The sequence below is a fragment of the Streptomyces humi genome (assembly GCF_001005085.2).
GTDB classification, from domain to species: Bacteria; Actinomycetota; Actinomycetes; order Streptomycetales; family Streptomycetaceae; genus Streptomyces; species Streptomyces humi.
Genome location: NZ_LBMU02000040.1, coordinates 1 through 16,796 on the forward strand (window position 1 = coordinate 1; position 16,796 = coordinate 16,796).

The following is a 16,796-nucleotide window of genomic DNA, read 5'->3' on the forward strand; positions in this document are numbered from 1 at the left end:
GGGGGGCTTGGTCGGGGGGGCTTGGTCGGGGGGGCTTGGTCGGTTCCTGACCGGGTTCCTGGCCGGGGGGTCCTGGTCGGTTCCTGGCCGGGTCCTGGCCGGGTTGCTGGCCGGGGGCCCGGGCGCGGTCGGCAGGACGCTTCGGAGTCGCCTGTGTCTCATCTGTGCACTGTGCCGCACTGCCGTGCGGGCATATGCGCGAGAATGGCCCGGTGACCTCAGCGACCCGACAGCCCGAGACCCCTGCCTGCGCGACCCCGCCCCGGCTGATCGCCACCGATCTCGACGGCACCCTGCTGCGCGACGACAAGTCGGTCTCCGCGCGGACGGTCGCCGCGCTGGCGGCCGCCGAGGAGGCAGGGATCGCGGTCTTCTTCGTGACCGGCCGCCCGGCCCGCTGGATGGACGTCGTCAGCGACCACGTCCACGGCCACGGCCTGGCGATCTGCGGCAACGGCGCCGCAGTGGTCGACCTGCACGGCGGCCCCGGCGCCCACCGCTTCGTGAAGGTGCGCGAGCTGGCCAGGGAGAACGCGCTGGACGCCGTACGGCTGCTGCGCGACGCCGCGCCCGGCACGGTGTACGCGATCGAGCAGACGTACGGCTTCCACCAGGAGCCGGCCTACCCCAAGCTGCACATGGAGATACCGGACCACCTGCTGGCCGCCGAGGACATCCTCGCCGTCGACGGTCCGAGTGGCGGCGAGCCCGTGCTCAAGGTCCTGGCGTACCACCCCGACCTGGATCCCGACGCCTTTCTCACCCTCGCCCGGCTGGCCGTCGGCGACCGCGCCACCGTCACCCGGTCCAGCCCCAGCGCCCTGCTGGAGATCAGCGGCCCGGGTGTCTCCAAGGCCAGCACGCTCGCCCTGGAGTGCGCCGAGCGGGGTATCTCGCACGAGGAGGTCGTCGCCTTCGGCGACATGCCGAACGACGTCGAGATGCTGACCTGGGCCGGCCAGTCGTACGCGATGGGCAACGCCCACCCCGCCGTCATCGCCGCCGCCTCCGGCCGCACGGTCGCCAACAACGAGGACGGCGTGGCGGTCGTGATCGAACAGCTGCTGGCGGCACACGGCTGATCCGAACGCCGATCCGGCCGGTCCGGGAGGACGGTCCGGCCGGTCCGGGAGGACGGTCCGGCCGGTCCGGGAGGACGGTCCGGCCGGTCCGGGAGGACGGTCCGGCCGGTCACGTCGCTGCGACCAGCGACTCCGCCGCCGCCTCCCGCTCCGCCATCGTCCGCAACGGGCCGGCCACCGCGACCAGTTCCGCGTACGGCCCGCGCTGCACCACCCGGCCCTCGTCGAGCACGATCACCTCGTCCACCGCGGCCAGGCCCGCCAGCCGGTGCGTGATGAGCAGCGTGGTACGGCCCTCGGTCGCCGCCAGCAGATCCGCGGTGAGCGCGTCCGCCGTGGGCAGGTCGAGATGTTCGGCGGGCTCGTCCAGGACCAGCACCGGGAAGTCCGCGAGCAACGCCCGGGCGAGTGCCAGCCGCTGGCGCTGCCCGCCGGACAACCGCGCCCCGTGCTCACCCACCAGGGTGTCGAGCCCCTCGGGCAGCCCGTCCACCCAGTCGAGCAGCCGGGCCCGGTCCAGCGCGTCCCGCAGATCCGCCTCGTCGGCGCCCTTCCGGGCGAGCAGCAGGTTCTCCCGCACGGAGCTGTCGAAGAGGTGCGCGTCCTGGGCGCACAGTCCGACCAGCCGCCGTACGTCGTCGCTGTCCAGGCCGTACGCGTCCACGCCGGCGACCGTGTAGGTGCCCGCGTCCGGGTCGAGGAACCGCAGCAGGACCTGGGCGAGGGTCGTCTTGCCGGAGCCGGAGGCACCGACCACGGCGACCCTGCGTCCCTCGTGCAGGGTGAGGTCGACCCCGGCGAGCGCGTCCCGTGTCTGCCCGTGGTGCCGGGCCGTCAGCCCCTTCAGTACGACGGGGAAGGGCACGGCGGGCGCCTGGCGCGGCCGCTCCGGCTCACGTACCGGCTCGGGCGCGTCCAGCACCTCGTAGACGCGCTCGGCGCTCTTGCGCACCCGCTGGCGGTGCCGGACGGCCGAAGGCAGGCCCAGTACGGCCTCGAAGGCGGCCAGCGGAGTGAGCACGACGACGGCCGTCGCCACCCCGCTCAGCCGCCCGTCGGCGACCCCCTGGGCGCCCAGCAGCGCGGAGGCGGCCACGGTGAGCCCCATCAGCAGGGTGGTCAGGCCGTCTCCGAGCGCGGTGGCGGTGGCGCCCCGCGAGGCGATCCGGGTGAGCGTGCCGTCGGCCCGCCGGGCCTCGGCGCTCCGGGCGGGCAGCGCACCGGCGACGGTCAGTTCGGCGGTGCCGGTGAGCAGGTCGGTCACCCGGGTGGCGAGCAGCCCCCGGGCGGGTGCCAGCCGGTGCTCGGCCCGGCGGGCGACGGCTGAGGTCAGCAGGGGAACCCCCACGCCGGCGGCCAGCAGCCCCGCCGCGAGTGCCGCCCCGGCCTCGGGCAGCAGCCAGGCGGTGAACCCCACCGCGCCGGCGGACACGGCCACGGCGACGCCGACGGGCAGCAGCCACCGGAGCCAGTAGTCCTGGAGGGTGTCGACATCGGCGACCAGCCGGCTGAGCAGATCGCCCCGCCTGGTCGCCCGGAGCCCGGCCGGGGCGAGGCGCTCCAGCCGCCGGTACACGGCGACCCGCGTATCGGCCAGCATGCGCAGCACCGCGTCATGCGACACGAGGCGCTCGCCGTAGCGGAACACGGCCCGCCCGATCCCGAAGGCCCGGGTGGCCGTCACGGCGACCATCAGGTACAGCACCGGCGGCTGCTGCGAGGCCCGCGAGATCAACCACCCGGAGGTCGCCATCAGACCGACGGCGCTGCCGAGCGCGAGAGCCCCCAGCAGCAGTGCGAGCAGCAGTCGTCCCTGCCGGGCCCGGGAGGCGGCACGTACCCGGCCGAGGACACTCCGCCGACGCACGGACACCGGATCCACGGAGCCGTCCACGGCTCGCACGGACTGTTCCGCGGCCTCCCCGTCCGATGAACCGGGCCGGGTGACCGACGGGGTGTGGTTGGGGGCGTCCAGGGGGCTCCGCGTCCCGGGGACATCGCCGCCGGAGAGCCGCACCACCCGGTCCGCCGCCGACAGCAACGCCGGCCGATGCACCACCAGCAGCACGGTGCGACCCGCGGAGAGCCGCCGTACCGCCGCGACGACCTCCCCCTCGGTCGCCCCGTCCAGTGCGGCCGTCGGCTCGTCCAGCAACAGCACCGGCCGGTCGGCCAGAAACGCCCGTGCCAGCGCCAGCCGCTGCCGCTGCCCTGCGGACAGGCCCGCCCCGTCCTCGCCGAGGACCGTCTCCGCTCCGTCCGGCAGCGCGTCCACGAACTCCAGCGCCCCCGCGTCCCGCAACGCCTCCCGCACCGCGTCGTCGTCCGCGTCGGGACGCGCGAGCCGTACGTTCTCGGCGATCGTCCCGGCGTACAGGTGGGGCCGCTGCGGCACCCACGCGATCCGCGACCGCCACCTCGCCAGATCGACGTCGGCGAGATCCACACCCCCGGCCCGCACCCGCCCCTCGGTCGGCCGCACGAACCCCAGCAGCACGCTCAGCAGGGTCGACTTGCCCACCCCGCTGGGGCCGACCAGCGCGACGGTCTCCCCGGGTTCGACCGTGAACGAGACGTCGGTGACCGCGTCCGCCGACCGGCCCGGATAGCGGACCGTCACCCCTTCGAAAGCGAGGGAAGCCCCCGCAGGCGCCTCACCGGCGCCCGATACCGGTACCGGCGTCTCCAGTACCGCGAAGATCTCCTCGGCCGCCGCGAGCCCCTCTGCCGCCGCGTGGAACTGCGCGCCCACCTGGCGCAGCGGAAGGTATGCCTCGGGCGCCAGCACCAGAATGACCAGCCCGGTGTACAGATCCATGTCGCCGTGCACCAGCCGCATCCCGATGGTCACGGCGACGAGCGCCACCGACAGCGTGGCGAGCAGTTCCAGCGCGAAGGACGAGAGGAACGCGATCCGCAGGGTCCGCATGGTCGCCTGCCGGTACTCGCCGGTGATCCGGCGGATCGACTCGGCCTGCGCCTTGGCCCGGCCGAACACCTTCAGTGTGGGCAGCCCGGCGACCACGTCCAGGAAGTGACCGGACAACCGGGACAGCAGCCGCCACTGGCGATCGGTCCGGGACTGCGTGGCCCAGCCGATCAGGACCATGAAGAGCGGGATCAGCGGTAGCGTCCCGACGATGATCGCCGCCGACACCCAGTCCTCCGTGACGATCCGCGCCAGCACCGCGACCGGCACGACCACCGCGAGCCCCAGCTGCGGCAGGTACCGCGAGAAGTAGTCGTCGAGCGCGTCGACACCGCGCGTGGCGAGGGTCACCAGCGACCCGGTCCGCCGGCCGCTCAGCCAGTCCGGACCGAGGGCGGCCGCCCGGTCGAGAAGCTGCTCTCGCAGGTCGGACTTGACCGCCGCACTGGCCCGGTGCGCGGCGAGCTCGGTGAGCCAGGAGACCAGTGCCCGGCCGACGGCGACGGCGGCCAGCAGCAGCAGAGGAGTGCGGAGTTCGGAGACCGAGTGGCCGTGCTGGAAGGCTCCGACCACCACTTCCGCGATGAGCATGGCCTGGGCGATGACCAGTGCGGCACCGACGGCACCGAGTCCCACCACGGCCACCAGGAACCGGCGGGTGGCGTGCGTGTAGCGCAGCAGACGGGGATCGATTGGTTTCACGTGAAACATGCCCTTCGGTCCGGATGGGGTGTTTCACGTGAAACACCCCCGTCCTCGGACTCAGTGCGCGGCTTCGGTCGCGATGTGCTGCGTACCGATCCGCTTGCGGAACACCCAGTAGGTCCAGCCCTGGTAGAGCATCACCAGGGGCGTGGCGATCACTGCCAGCCAGGTCATGATCTTCAGGGTGTACGGGCTCGACGAGGCGTTGGTGACCGTGAGGCTCCAGTCCCCGTTGAGCGACGACGGCATGACGTTCGGGAAGAGCGAGAGGAAGAGCATCGCCACAGCGGCCACGATGGTCACGCCGGACAGAGCGAAGGCCCAGCCCTCGCGGCCTCGCAGGTTCGCCCCGAGAGCGGCGACCAGCGCGGCGACGGCCACGACGACGGCCACCAGGCTCTTGCCGTCACCACTGTCGATCTGGGTCCACAGCAGGAAGGCAAGCGCGATCACGGCGGTGAGCAGCCCGACCTTGGTCGCCAACTTCCGCGCCCGTACCCGTATGTCACCGACGGTCTTGAGCGCGGTGAACACCGCCCCGTGGAAGGTGAACAGGGTCAGCGTCACCAGTCCGCCGAGCAGCGCGTACGGGTTGAGCAGGTTCCAGAGGGTGCCGACGTACTCGAAGTTCCGGTCGATCTTCACTCCGTGGACGATGTTCCCGAAGGCCACGCCCCACAGGAACGCCGGGATCAGCGAGGTCCAGAAGATCGCGGTCTCCCAGTTGCGCTGCCAGTTCTCCTCGGGCCGCTTCGCCCGGTACTCGAAGGCGACTCCCCGGACGATCAGGCAGACCAGGATGACCAGCAGCGGCAGGTAGAAGCCGGAGAAGAGGGTGGCGTACCACTCGGGGAAGGCGGCGAAGGTCGCGCCGCCCGCGGTGAGCAGCCACACCTCGTTGCCGTCCCAGACGGGGCCGATCGTGTTGATCAGCACCCGCTTCTCCAGCCGGTCGCGGGCGAGCAGCTTGGTGAGGATGCCGACCCCGAAGTCGAAGCCCTCCAGGAAGAAGTAGCCGGTCCACAGGACGGCGATCAGGACGAACCAGACGTCGTGAAGTTCCATGACTGCGTCTCCCTCGGCCTAGTACGAGAAGGCCATCGGCTTGTCGGCGTCACGGGCCTCGCCGCCGATCTTCGTGGGCGGGTTCAGGTCGGCCTCGGTGAGCTCGGGCGGGCCGGCCTTGATGTACTTCACCAGGAGCTTGACCTCGACCACGGCGAGGACGGCGTAGAGCGCGGTGAAGGTGAGCATCGAGATGAGGACCTCGGTCTGGGAAACACCGGGGGAGACCGCGTCACGGGTCTGTAGGACGCCGTAGACGACCCACGGCTGACGTCCCATCTCGGTGAAGATCCAGCCCCAGGAGTTGGCGATCAGCGGGAAGCCCAGGGTCCAGATCGCCACCAGCCAGTACAGCCTGCCGAGCTTCGGGCTGAGGGCCTTGTTCCTGAAGAGGACCAGGTTCGGCACCTCGTCCTCGCCCACCCTCAGATGCTGCGGCAGCATGAACTTCTTGCGGGTCAGCCAGAGCCCGGCCAGGCCGATGGCGAAGGACGCCATCCCGAACCCGATCATCCAGCGGAAGGCCCAGAAGGTGACGGGGATGATCGGCCGGTAGTCGCCGGCTCCGTACTTCTGCTGCTCGGCCTTGTTGGTGTCGTTGATGCCGGGGACGTATGAGTTGAAGTCGTCGTCGGCGAGGAACGACAGCACGCCCGGGACGGAGAGCTCGACGGTGTTGTGGCCCTTGCTCACATCGCCGTAGGCGAAGATCGAGAACGGCGCCGAGTTCTGGCCGTCCCACAGGGCCTCCGCGGCGGCCATCTTCATCGGCTGCTGCTTGAACATGACCTTGCCGAGGGTGTCACCGCTGACAGCGGTGAGCAGACCGCCGATCACCACGGTGATCAGGCCGAGCCGCAGCGAGGTCTTCATCACAGAGATGTGCTTCTTGCGGAACAGGTGGAAGGCGGCGATGCCGACCATGAAGGCGCCGCCGGTCAGGAAGCAGGCGCTCAGCGTGTGGAAGGCCTGGGCCAGGGCGGTGTTCTGGGTGAGCACGGCCCAGAAGTCGGTGAGCTCGGCCCGCCCCTTCGCCTTGTCGATCTTGTAGCCGACGGGGTGCTGCATCCACGAGTTGGCCGCGAGGATGAAGTACGCGGACAGGACGGTGCCGATGGAGACCATCCATATGCAGGCCAGGTGGATCCTCTTGGGCAGTTTGTCCCAGCCGAAGATCCACAGCCCGATGAAGGTGGACTCGAAGAAGAACGCGATCAGCGCCTCGAAGGCGAGCGGAGCGCCGAAGATGTCGCCGACGAACCGTGAGTAGTCCGACCAGTTCATACCGAACTGGAACTCCTGCACGATGCCGGTGACCACGCCCATCGCGATGTTGATCAGGAAGAGCTTGCCCCAGAACTTGGTCGCCCGGAGGTACTTCTCCTTCTCCGTGCGCACCCAGGCCGTCTCCAGGCCGGCCGTGAGCGCGGCCAGCGAGATCGTCAGCGGGACGAACAGGAAGTGGTAGACGGTGGTGATGCCGAACTGCCAGCGCGCCAGTGTCTCCGGCGCCAAAGCCAGGTCCACGTCGTCAGTCTCCTTACGTCGCCGAGGTACAGCGGCATTCGCCCCCTTTGTCACGCGCATCACGCGACAAACAGGACACGCTTGTGAATGCATTCACATTCACAAGCCATTATGACGCACTGATTATCGAAACCCGAAGGGGGGTCGCGCTTGAGCCGTTCGGCACCCCCGCAGACGCACGTGCGGGGCCGCTCGGCCCTTGATCGGCCGCGCGACCCCGCACCCGTGGACACCGCCAGGGCTAGAGCTCCTTGCGGAAGCCCTCCGCCACCTTGAGGAAGATGTCGTTCGCCTCGTTCTCGCCGATCGTGACCCGCACGCCCTCGCCCGGGAACGGCCGGACCACCACACCGTGCTCCTCGCAGGCGCCCGCGAAGGCCCTCGTGCGCTCCCCCAACCGCAGCCACACGAAGTTGGCCTGGCTCTCGGGCACCGTCCAGCCCTGGGCACGCAGCGCACCGACCACCCGCTGCCGCTCGCACACCAGCGAGCCCACCCGGCCGAGCAGCTCGTCCTCGGCCCGCAGCGAGGCGATCGCCGCCTCCTGAGCGAGCTGGCTCACACCGAACGGCACGGCCGTCTTGCGCAACGCCGCCGCCACCGGCTCATGGGCGATCGCGAAGCCCACGCGCAGCCCGGCGAGACCGTACGCCTTGGAGAAGGTCCGCAGGACACAGACGTTCGGCCGCTCACGGTAGATCTCGACGCCGTCGGGCACCTCGGGGTCGCGGATGAACTCCCGGTAGGCCTCGTCGAGCACCACCAGCACGTCGCTCGGCACCCGGTCGAGGAATCGTTCCAGCTCCGCACGGTTCACGACCGTGCCGGTCGGGTTGTTCGGGTTGCAGACGAAGACCAGGCGGGTGCGGTCGGTGACGGCGTCCGCCATCGCGTCCAGGTCGTGCACGTCACCGGGGGTGAGCGGCACCTGCACCGAGCGGGCACCGCTGATCTGCGTGATGATCGGGTACGCCTCGAAGGACCGCCAGGCGTAGATCACCTCGTCGCCGGGGCCGCTGGTGGCCTGGATCAGCTGCTGGGCGACACCGACCGAGCCGGTGCCGGTGGCCAGATGCCCGAGCGGGACCCCGAAGCGGTCCGACAGTTCGTTCATCAGCCCGGTGCAGGCCATGTCCGGGTACCGGTTGAAGGCGGTGGCGGCCGCGGTGACGGACTCCATCACGCCCGGCAGCGGCGGATACGGGTTCTCGTTGGAGGAGAGCTTGTACGCGACCGGCCCGTCGGCCGCGGCCGGCTTGCCCGGCTTGTAGGTGGGGATACCCTCCAGCTCGGCGCGCAGCTTGGGGCTCGTCTCGCTCACCGCAGTCCTCCTCGCGACCACCGGCGGACCGTCCGCACCGCCGGCATCCAATACTGCTCACCTTATGAGGATTCGGCGCCACTGCGTACAGCCGCGGAGCGCGCGAGGGGCCGCGCGGGACGTGTCGGGAACCGGCCGTGGTCAACCTCGTACGTCCCACAGGCATCACGGGCATCACTGTACGAAGGCGCATTTATCGGGGGCGCGCCCTACATATATCTACGCGCCGGTGGCTCACGCCGTAGCGCGCATCACCCGTGCAGGTGAGTTGAGACCTCTTCGAAACATCGGGCACTTGGCAGGCCCATCCGTGCCGACAAGTCACGTCTCGCCATTGGATCGTTCAACTGACTTTCTTTCTAAGGTAGTTGACCCTGTTTGACCTTGCAGAAACGTGCCTGTCAACGCGTGCATATGCGTCCGCACTACCCCACCGCCTGAGCCCTACTATCGGCTCGCCATGACAGCAGCAGGGAAGCACCAGGTGAGCCGCGCGGAAACCTCTCGGCGAGGCAGCCGGCCGGGCCGGGCGGGCATCAGAGACGTGGCCGCCGCCGCCGGAGTCTCCATCACGACCGTCTCCGACGCCCTGAACGGCAAGGGCCGGCTTCCGGATGCCACCCGACGCCATGTCCGCGAGGTGGCCGACCGGCTGGGGTACCGCCCCTCCGCCGCCGCCCGCACCCTCCGTACCGGCAAGTCGGGACTCATCGGCCTGACCGTGACGACGTACGGGGATGAACCTTTCACCTTCACGGAGTTCGCGTACTTCGCCGAGATGGCCCGGGCCGCCACCTCGGCCGCGCTCGCCCGCGGCTACGCCCTGGTCATCCTGCCCGCGACCTCACGCCACGACGTCTGGTCGAACGTCGCCCTGGACGGCACCGTCGTCATCGACCCCTCCGACCAGGACCCGGTGGTCAGCGAGCTGGTCCGGCAGGGGCTGCCGGTCGTCTCCGACGGCCGCCCGGCCGGCTCGCTGCCGGTCACGGCCTGGGTGGACAACGATCACGAGGCCGCCGTACTCGGCATCCTCGACCATCTCGCCGCCGCGGGCGCCCGCCGGATCGGCCTGCTCACGGGCACCACGACGGACACCTACACGCACCTGTCGACCACCGCCTACATGCGCTGGTGCGAGCGCGTCGGCCAGGACCCGGTCTACGAGGCCTATCCCGCGCACGACCCGTGTGCGGGCGCCGTCGCCGCCGACCGGCTGCTCGCCCGCCCGGACCGGCCCGACGCCGTCTACGGCCTGTTCGACCCCAACGGCACCGACCTGCTCGCCGCCGCCCGCCGCTACGGGCTACGGGTCCCCGACGACCTGCTGCTGGTGTGTTGCAGCGAGTCCACCGTGTACGCCAACACCGAGCCGCCCATCACCACGCTCTCGCTGAAGCCGCGCCGGATCGGCACGGCGGTGGTGCAGCTCCTCATCGACGCCATCGAGGGCGTCGAGTCGGACCAGCCGGTCGAACAGGTGATACCGACCGAACTGATCGTGCGTACCTCCTCCCAGCGACGGGCGCCGCGCACCACGGTGAGCCCGCCGCGGGCACCGGAGGAGGAGTAGCACGGACACACGGAGGGGCCCCCGGCCGCCTGCCCGCCACCGCCGGGCGGGGGCCGGCAGGTGAACGGCCGACGGTCGAAGCCCTGCCCAACCGGGGCGAAAGCGGCACCGAACCGGTGGCCGGTCCCGATTCACCACCCCTGGGTCATCACACGGCGCGACCGGCATTCCTATGATGGGCCCACGACACCGCGGGCCGCTGCGACCAGGCAGTCCGAACCGGTGCAGTTGCGGCGCGATGGTGGAGGGGTCTGATGACTCAGGGGGCCGGTCAGGGACCCGAGGCGGAACGGACGGCGACGTTGCGCGATTTCCGGGTGCCCGCGTACGTCAACGAGACCGGTCCGTACGCCCACAGCACCCACCCCGGCGAGGCGGCCCCGGCGCTCGACGAGCCTTACCCCGAGGACTACCCGGAGGGGTACACCCCGACCGAGCGCGACCTCCCCGTGATCAACCGCGGCGACACGCTCCAGATGCCGGTCGAACCCGCCGCCGCCCCGGCCGCGCAGCCCGCGGACGGCCCCGGCCCGCTGTACGTCGTCGGAGACGTGCACGGCTATCTCGACGAACTGCTCACCGCGCTGCGCGAGCAGGGCCTGGTCGACGCCGACGGCCGCTGGTGCGCGGGCACCGCCCGCCTGTGGTTCCTCGGCGACTTCACCGACCGCGGCCCGGACGGCATCGGCGTCATCGACCTCGTGATGCGGCTGTCCGCCGAGGCCGCGGCGGCCGGCGGCTACTGCAAGGCCCTCATGGGCAACCACGAGCTGCTGCTCCTCGGCGCCAAGAGGTTCGGCGACACCCCCGTCCACTCCGGGGCGGGCACCGCCACCTTCCAGGCGGCCTGGCTGCTCAACGGCGGCCAGAAGACCGACATGGACCGGCTCCAGGACCACCACCTCCAGTGGATGGCGCGCCTGGACGCGGTGGAGGAGGTCGACGGCTATCTGCTGGTCCACTCCGACACCACCGCCTACCTCGACTACGGCGACTCGATCGAGGCGGTCAACGACACGGTCCGTGAGACCATCACCCGCAATGACGCGGACGAGGTCTGGGACCTGTTCCGTAAGTTCACCAAGCGCTTCTCCTTCCGCGACGAGGGGGGTGCAGACGCCGTCCGTTCCCTTCTCGATACGTACGGCGGTACCCGCATCGTTCACGGACACAGCCCGATTCCCTACCTGCTGGGCGAAGTCGGCTCCGAGGACGACGAAGAGGGCACCAGGCCCGTTGTGGAAGGTCCGCACATCTACGCGGACGGACTCGCCATCGCCATGGACGGCGGAGTGACCATGGCCGGAAAGCTGCTGGTGAGGCAACTCCCTCTGGACGTATGAGCGTTCTGTACGCTGTTCTGTCCCTCCGGCGTCGCACGCGGGCCACCCCCAATTTCGGGCAACCCCCTGTCACCGCGTGCCTTGACGGCTCTACCATCGGTTTATCCGTAGCAGGCTCCCCTCCGTTTCTGCCCGACGGTTCGCCGGCGTGCGAGCCACAAGCCCTACGGAGCATCGGGGGATGCACATGAACAGCGTTCCGCAGCACCTGCACAGCGAGGACCGCCAGGAATACGAGCGGATCCTCGATGAGGCGCTGCGCTCCGCCCCTTACCGTCCCGAACTGGCCCCCATAGGCCGGCATTTGAACTCCGAACAGCTGCGCACCATGGCGCTCAACGCCACCGCACTGATCACGGCGGCCGCGGCGACCGAGTACCAGCACTACGTGAAGGTCCGCGAGGAACTGCGCAATCCCGCGCGGTCCACCCCTGCCCCCGCCCAGCAGTCCGACTCCGCCGAGCCGGCCGTGGGCGGCGCCCTGGGGCTCGCCACCACCCTCGGCGAGGCCGCCGAGACCACCGGCGCCGGCGGCTTCGCCCTCGCCCTGGTCCTGGCGCCGGTGCTCGCGGGCACCGCCGCCGCGATCTTCCTGCTCGTCGGATACGTCCTGAAGATGCTGGACCCGGCCCCGGCGTTCGCCCAGACCATGCTCACCGCAGGCTGGGTGTTCGGCGCCGTGACCGCGGCCGCCATCCTCATGGCGGGCGCGGGGCTGCTGCTCACCGCACTGCGCAACAGCCCCTCGCTGGAGGCCGGAGCCTACGGCGAACCCGACGGGGAAGTGGCCAAGGCCCGGGAGGCCTGGCGGGACGCCCTGCTGGAGCGTGGCATCCTGCCCTTCCTGCGGGAAGCGCTGGCCACCGACGCGGGCCCGGCCGAACTGCACCGCACGGCACCGTCGGGTCCGGCGGGCCGGATGCCGCGCCTCGGCTACGACCGCCCCGGCTTCAGCACCGACGACGGCGCGACCCCCGCGTCCCGCCCGAGCTTCAGCAGCCCGGACTACACCAGCCCGGACTTCGGAGGCCCGGATCACCAGCCGGAATAGCCCGGTCCGCGCCCCCACCCGGGGGCGCGGACCGGACACCCGGCCAGATCAGTCCGCGATCGGCAGGTACACCCTGTTCCCGCCGGCCGCGAACTCCTTCGACTTCTGGAGCATCCCCTCCGCCGCCTCCTCGGGTGACGCCCCCTCAGCGGCCGCACCACCGAACCGCTCCGTGATGCTGTGACTGATCTTCATGGAGCAGAACTTCGGCCCGCACATGGAGCAGAAGTGAGCCGTCTTCGCCGGCTCCGCCGGAAGGGTCTCGTCGTGGAACTCACGGGCCGTGTCCGGGTCCAGGGCGAGGTTGAACTGGTCCTCCCACCGGAACTCGAAGCGCGCGTCGGACAGCGCGTCGTCCCACTCCTGCGCACCCGGGTGGCCCTTGGCGAGGTCCGCCGCGTGGGCCGCGATCTTGTAGGTGATGACACCGGTCTTGACGTCGTCCCGGTTGGGCAGGCCCAGGTGCTCCTTGGGGGTCACGTAGCAGAGCATCGCCGTGCCCCACCAGGCGATCATCGCGGCACCGATGCCGGAGGTGATGTGGTCGTACGCCGGCGCGACGTCCGTGGTCAGCGGGCCGAGCGTATAGAACGGAGCTTCATCGCAGATCTCCTGCTGAAGGTCGATGTTCTCCTTGATCTTGTGCATCGGGACATGGCCCGGGCCTTCGATCATGGTCTGTACGTGGAAACGCTTGGCGATCCGGTTGAGTTCCCCGAGCGTCCGCAGCTCCGCGAACTGGGCCTCGTCGTTGGCGTCCGCGATGGAGCCGGGCCGCAGACCGTCGCCCAGCGAGTACGTGACGTCGTAGGCAGCGAGGATCTCGCAGAGTTCCTCGAAGTTCTCGTACAGGAACGATTCCTTGTGGTGCGCCAGGCACCAGGCAGCCATGATCGAGCCGCCGCGCGAGACGATGCCGGTCTTGCGGTTCGCCGTGAGCGGGACGAACGGCAGCCGGACACCCGCGTGGACGGTCATGTAGTCCACGCCCTGCTCGGCCTGTTCGACGACGGTGTCCTTGTAGATCTCCCAGGTCAGTTCCTCCGCCCGGCCGTCGACCTTCTCCAGTGCCTGGTAGAGCGGCACCGTGCCGATGGGGACGGGGGAGTTGCGCAGCACCCACTCACGGGTGGTGTGGATGTTGCGGCCGGTGGAGAGGTCCATGACCGTGTCGGCGCCCCAGCGGGTCGCCCACGTCATCTTCTCCACCTCCTCCTCGATGGAGGAGGTCACCGCCGAGTTGCCGATGTTGGCGTTGACCTTCACCAGGAACCGCTTGCCGATGATCATCGGCTCGATCTCCGGGTGGTTGACGTTGGCCGGCAGCACGGCCCGCCCCGCCGCGATCTCCTCACGGACGACCTCCGGCGTGACGTTCTCCCGGATGGCCACGTACTCCATCTCGGGCGTGATCTCACCCCGGCGCGCGTACGCGAGCTGGGTGACCGCCTCACCGGTCCGGCCGCGGCGCGGCTGGCGCGGGCGGCCCGGGAACACCGCGTCCAGGTTGCGCAGACCGCCACGCGGTGAGGTGTGCTTGATCCCGTCGTCCTCGGGACGGACCGGACGGCCCGCGTACTCCTCGGTATCGCCGCGGCCGATGATCCAGTTCTCCCGCAGCGGGGGCAGGCCCCTGCGGACGTCGGTCTCGACGAGCGGATCGGTGTACGGGCCCGAGGTGTCGTAGAGCGTGACCGACTCCCCGTTGGTGAGATGCACCTGACGGACCGGCACCCGCAGATCGGGGCGGGAGCCCTCGACATACCCCTTGTGCCAGCCGATGGACTCTCCGGCCCCCTCGGACATTTCGCCCGCAATGGGCTGTTCGTCCTGGCTGAGGGCAGGCGTGCGTGCGTCCTTGTTGGTCATGAGACCTACTCCCTACGCCGGCATTACCCGGTAACAGGTTCGGCGGTCGACGCAGCGGCTTCCGTGGGGCGGCGCTTCCTGTGGAACATCACTCGTTCCACGTGAAACATCGCGAATACGGAGGTCAGCGCCCTCTCAGCCCGGTGCTCCGAGCTCCCGCGTGTGCAAAGGTGCCTCCACGCTAGCGTCAATTCGGGCGCGGTGAACAGGGGGCCCCTGCCGTTCTTGCGATGATCTGGCGGTGACCACGACACAGCAGTCCTCCTATCCGCCCCCTGACCCAAGGCGCGCCAACGGCGCGCCCCGTGGCGACGGACCCGGCCAGGGGCAGGCTCTTGGGGAGGGCCATGGAGGGCCCGGGCATCAGGAACACGGACCCGGTCACGGTCACGGTCACGGTCACGGTGGTTCCGGTGGCGGGCACGGCCACTCGCACGGCCACGGCCCCGCCGCACCCGTCTCGAAGCATCTCCGCAAGGTCATCGCGGCGATCCTCATCCCCTTCACCGCCGCGGTCGTGGTCGGTCTGGTGGTGCTGTGGCCCGGCGGCGCCCCGCCGCACGAGCGCACCGGTGTCGGTTTCGACCGGCAGACGCAGGCGGCCACGGTCGCCAAGGTCGTCTCGGTCAGCTGCAAGTCGGTCAATGCCTCCGGGGGCGGCGCGACGGGTGACGCCGCCACCGGCGACGGGACCTCCGCGGCGGAGGAGGACGGCGGCACCTGCAAGAAGGCCACGGTCCGGGTCGACACCGGCAAGGACAAGGGCCGCACCTTCACCGAGATCGTGCAGCCCGACCAGTCACGGCAGCTGCACCAGGGCGAGAAGGTCGTGGTCGCGTACGAGCCCTCGGCGCCCAAGGACTTGCAGTACTCGGTCACCGACGTGGACCGGAAGTTCCCTATGGCGCTGCTGGCCGGGATCTTCGCGTTCGCCGTCGTGGTGGTGGGCCGGCTGCGCGGTGTGATGGCGCTGGTCGCGCTGGCCGTCAGCTTCCTGGTACTGACCATGTTCATCCTGCCGGGAATCCTCCAGGGCTCGAATCCGCTGCTGATGGCGGTGGTCGGGTCGAGCGCCATCATGCTGATCGCCCTGTACATCTGCCATGGGCTGTCGGCCCGGACCTCGGTGGCGGTGCTCGGCACACTGGTCTCGCTGTGCCTGATCGGCCTTCTCGGTTCTGAGTTCATCGACTGGGCCGCGCTCACCGGAAACACCGACGACAACACCGGCCTCATCCATGGCCTGTACCCGTCGATCGACATGAGCGGTCTGCTGCTGGCCGGCGTCATCATCGGCTCGCTGGGTGTCCTCGACGACGTGACGGTGACCCAGACGTCGGCCGTCTGGGAACTGCACGAGGCCAACCCGACGATGGGCTGGCGCGGGCTGTACCGGGCGGGCATCCGTATCGGCCGCGACCACATCGCCTCCGTCGTCAACACCCTCGTGCTGGCCTACGCGGGCGCGGCGCTGCCGCTGCTGCTGCTCTTCTCGATCGCGCAGAGCAGTGTGACGACGGTCGCCAACAGCGAGTTGGTGGCCGAGGAGATCGTGCGCACCCTGGTCGGCTCGATCGGCCTGGTCGCCTCCGTGCCGGTCACCACGCTGCTGGCGGCCCTGGTGGTGTCGGCCGACCGGCCGGGCACGGCGGCGGTCGCGGCGGGGGAGGCTTCGGCGCGCGGCGGCCGGGGGCGGCGCCGGAAGCGCTGAGGGGCCAAGGACCCATGAAGGGCCCTCCGCGGCCTACAGGGGGCCCACAAGGGCTCGCAGAAGCGTTCCTGCCCTTCCTCGTCCGGCTCGGGCCGTGCGGCTCGCCCCCGGTGCCGTAACGCTTCAGCCGGTGCTCTGCTCCTCGGCGAGGATGCGGTCCAGCGCCTCGTCCAGATGGGCGTCGAAATCGGCGAGCGCGCCTTCCTGGCCGAGCGGGACCAGCTTGTCCGTACGGTCGAGGAAAGCCACCAGCGGGGGCGCCGAGGACCGAAACATCGCCTGGTCACCGCCGACCTGAAGCCGGATCAGCACCTCGCCCAGCACCTCGGTGTCGGCGGGCGCGATGTGCACATCGCCCTCGCCGCACGGCCGGCCCACCCCGTCGATCAGCAGCTCCCGGCCGAAGGCCCAGGTCACCGGCGCGTCACCGGGCAGATGGAAGGTGAGCCGTACGGCATACGGATCACAGGTCTCGTAGCGCAACTCCACGGGGATGCGGAAGGAGAGCTCCTCCGAGACGAGAAAGCTCATCATGACTTCTGCTTGTACGGACTCGCGCATCGTCTACCCCGTCATATGACGCCGACCGGCCGGGATTTACCCCTTCAATGATGGTCAAA

Annotated in this window: 11 protein-coding genes; 5 read left to right on the top strand and 6 right to left on the bottom strand. The window is 70.3% G+C overall.

Going from position 1 to position 16,796, the window contains the following annotated elements; genetic code table 11:
* The first annotated feature begins 194 nt into the window (after window positions 1-194).
* Window positions 195-1,082, top strand: coding sequence for an HAD hydrolase family protein (locus tag AAW13_RS18475; RefSeq protein WP_206306234.1), 888 nt, complete (start codon window positions 195-197; stop codon window positions 1,080-1,082).
* 109 nt (window positions 1,083-1,191) lie between these two features.
* Here AAW13_RS18475 and cydD read toward each other — a convergent pair whose 3' ends face one another.
* From cydD to hisC, 4 genes are all read right to left on the bottom strand, one after another.
* Complete coding sequence (gene cydD, locus AAW13_RS18480) at window positions 1,192-4,722, bottom strand: thiol reductant ABC exporter subunit CydD (protein ID WP_046727564.1); 3,531 nt, start codon at window positions 4,720-4,722, stop codon at window positions 1,192-1,194.
* A gap of 51 nt (window positions 4,723-4,773) precedes the next feature.
* Window positions 4,774-5,781, bottom strand: a complete 1,008-nt coding sequence (gene cydB / locus AAW13_RS18485; RefSeq protein WP_046727565.1) for a cytochrome d ubiquinol oxidase subunit II — start codon at window positions 5,779-5,781, stop codon at window positions 4,774-4,776.
* Window positions 5,782-5,799: 18 nt separating this feature from the next.
* Complete coding sequence (locus tag AAW13_RS18490; protein WP_046727566.1) at window positions 5,800-7,308, bottom strand: cytochrome ubiquinol oxidase subunit I; 1,509 nt, start codon at window positions 7,306-7,308, stop codon at window positions 5,800-5,802.
* 241 nt (window positions 7,309-7,549) lie between these two features.
* Window positions 7,550-8,629 (bottom strand): histidinol-phosphate transaminase, encoded by a 1,080-nt coding sequence (hisC, locus tag AAW13_RS18495; protein WP_046727567.1) that lies wholly within the window; start codon window positions 8,627-8,629, stop codon window positions 7,550-7,552.
* Window positions 8,630-9,089: 460 nt separating this feature from the next.
* Between hisC and AAW13_RS18500 the strand changes: the two genes are divergently transcribed.
* From AAW13_RS18500 to AAW13_RS18510, 3 genes are all read left to right on the top strand, one after another.
* On the top strand, window positions 9,090-10,202 hold the full coding sequence (locus tag AAW13_RS18500) for a LacI family DNA-binding transcriptional regulator (RefSeq protein WP_071659597.1): 1,113 nt from the start codon (window positions 9,090-9,092) through the stop codon (window positions 10,200-10,202).
* A 254-nt stretch (window positions 10,203-10,456) separates the two neighbouring features.
* Window positions 10,457-11,545, top strand: a complete 1,089-nt coding sequence (locus AAW13_RS18505) for a metallophosphoesterase (protein WP_046727569.1) — start codon at window positions 10,457-10,459, stop codon at window positions 11,543-11,545.
* Between the two features lie 181 nt (window positions 11,546-11,726).
* Window positions 11,727-12,596, top strand: coding sequence for a hypothetical protein (locus AAW13_RS18510; protein WP_046727570.1), 870 nt, complete (start codon window positions 11,727-11,729; stop codon window positions 12,594-12,596).
* A 48-nt stretch (window positions 12,597-12,644) separates the two neighbouring features.
* Here the strand turns inward: AAW13_RS18510 and thiC are convergent, their stop codons facing one another.
* Window positions 12,645-14,465 (bottom strand): phosphomethylpyrimidine synthase ThiC, encoded by a 1,821-nt coding sequence (gene thiC, locus AAW13_RS18515; protein WP_046727571.1) that lies wholly within the window; start codon window positions 14,463-14,465, stop codon window positions 12,645-12,647.
* Between the two features lie 241 nt (window positions 14,466-14,706).
* Here thiC and AAW13_RS18520 point away from each other — a divergent pair, with 241 nt between their 5' ends.
* Window positions 14,707-16,176 (top strand): YibE/F family protein, encoded by a 1,470-nt coding sequence (locus AAW13_RS18520; protein WP_046727572.1) that lies wholly within the window; start codon window positions 14,707-14,709, stop codon window positions 16,174-16,176.
* 123 nt (window positions 16,177-16,299) lie between these two features.
* Here the strand turns inward: AAW13_RS18520 and AAW13_RS18525 are convergent, their stop codons facing one another.
* On the bottom strand, window positions 16,300-16,737 hold the full coding sequence (locus AAW13_RS18525; RefSeq protein ID WP_046727573.1) for an SsgA family sporulation/cell division regulator: 438 nt from the start codon (window positions 16,735-16,737) through the stop codon (window positions 16,300-16,302).
* Between the last annotated feature and the right edge of the window lie 59 nt (window positions 16,738-16,796).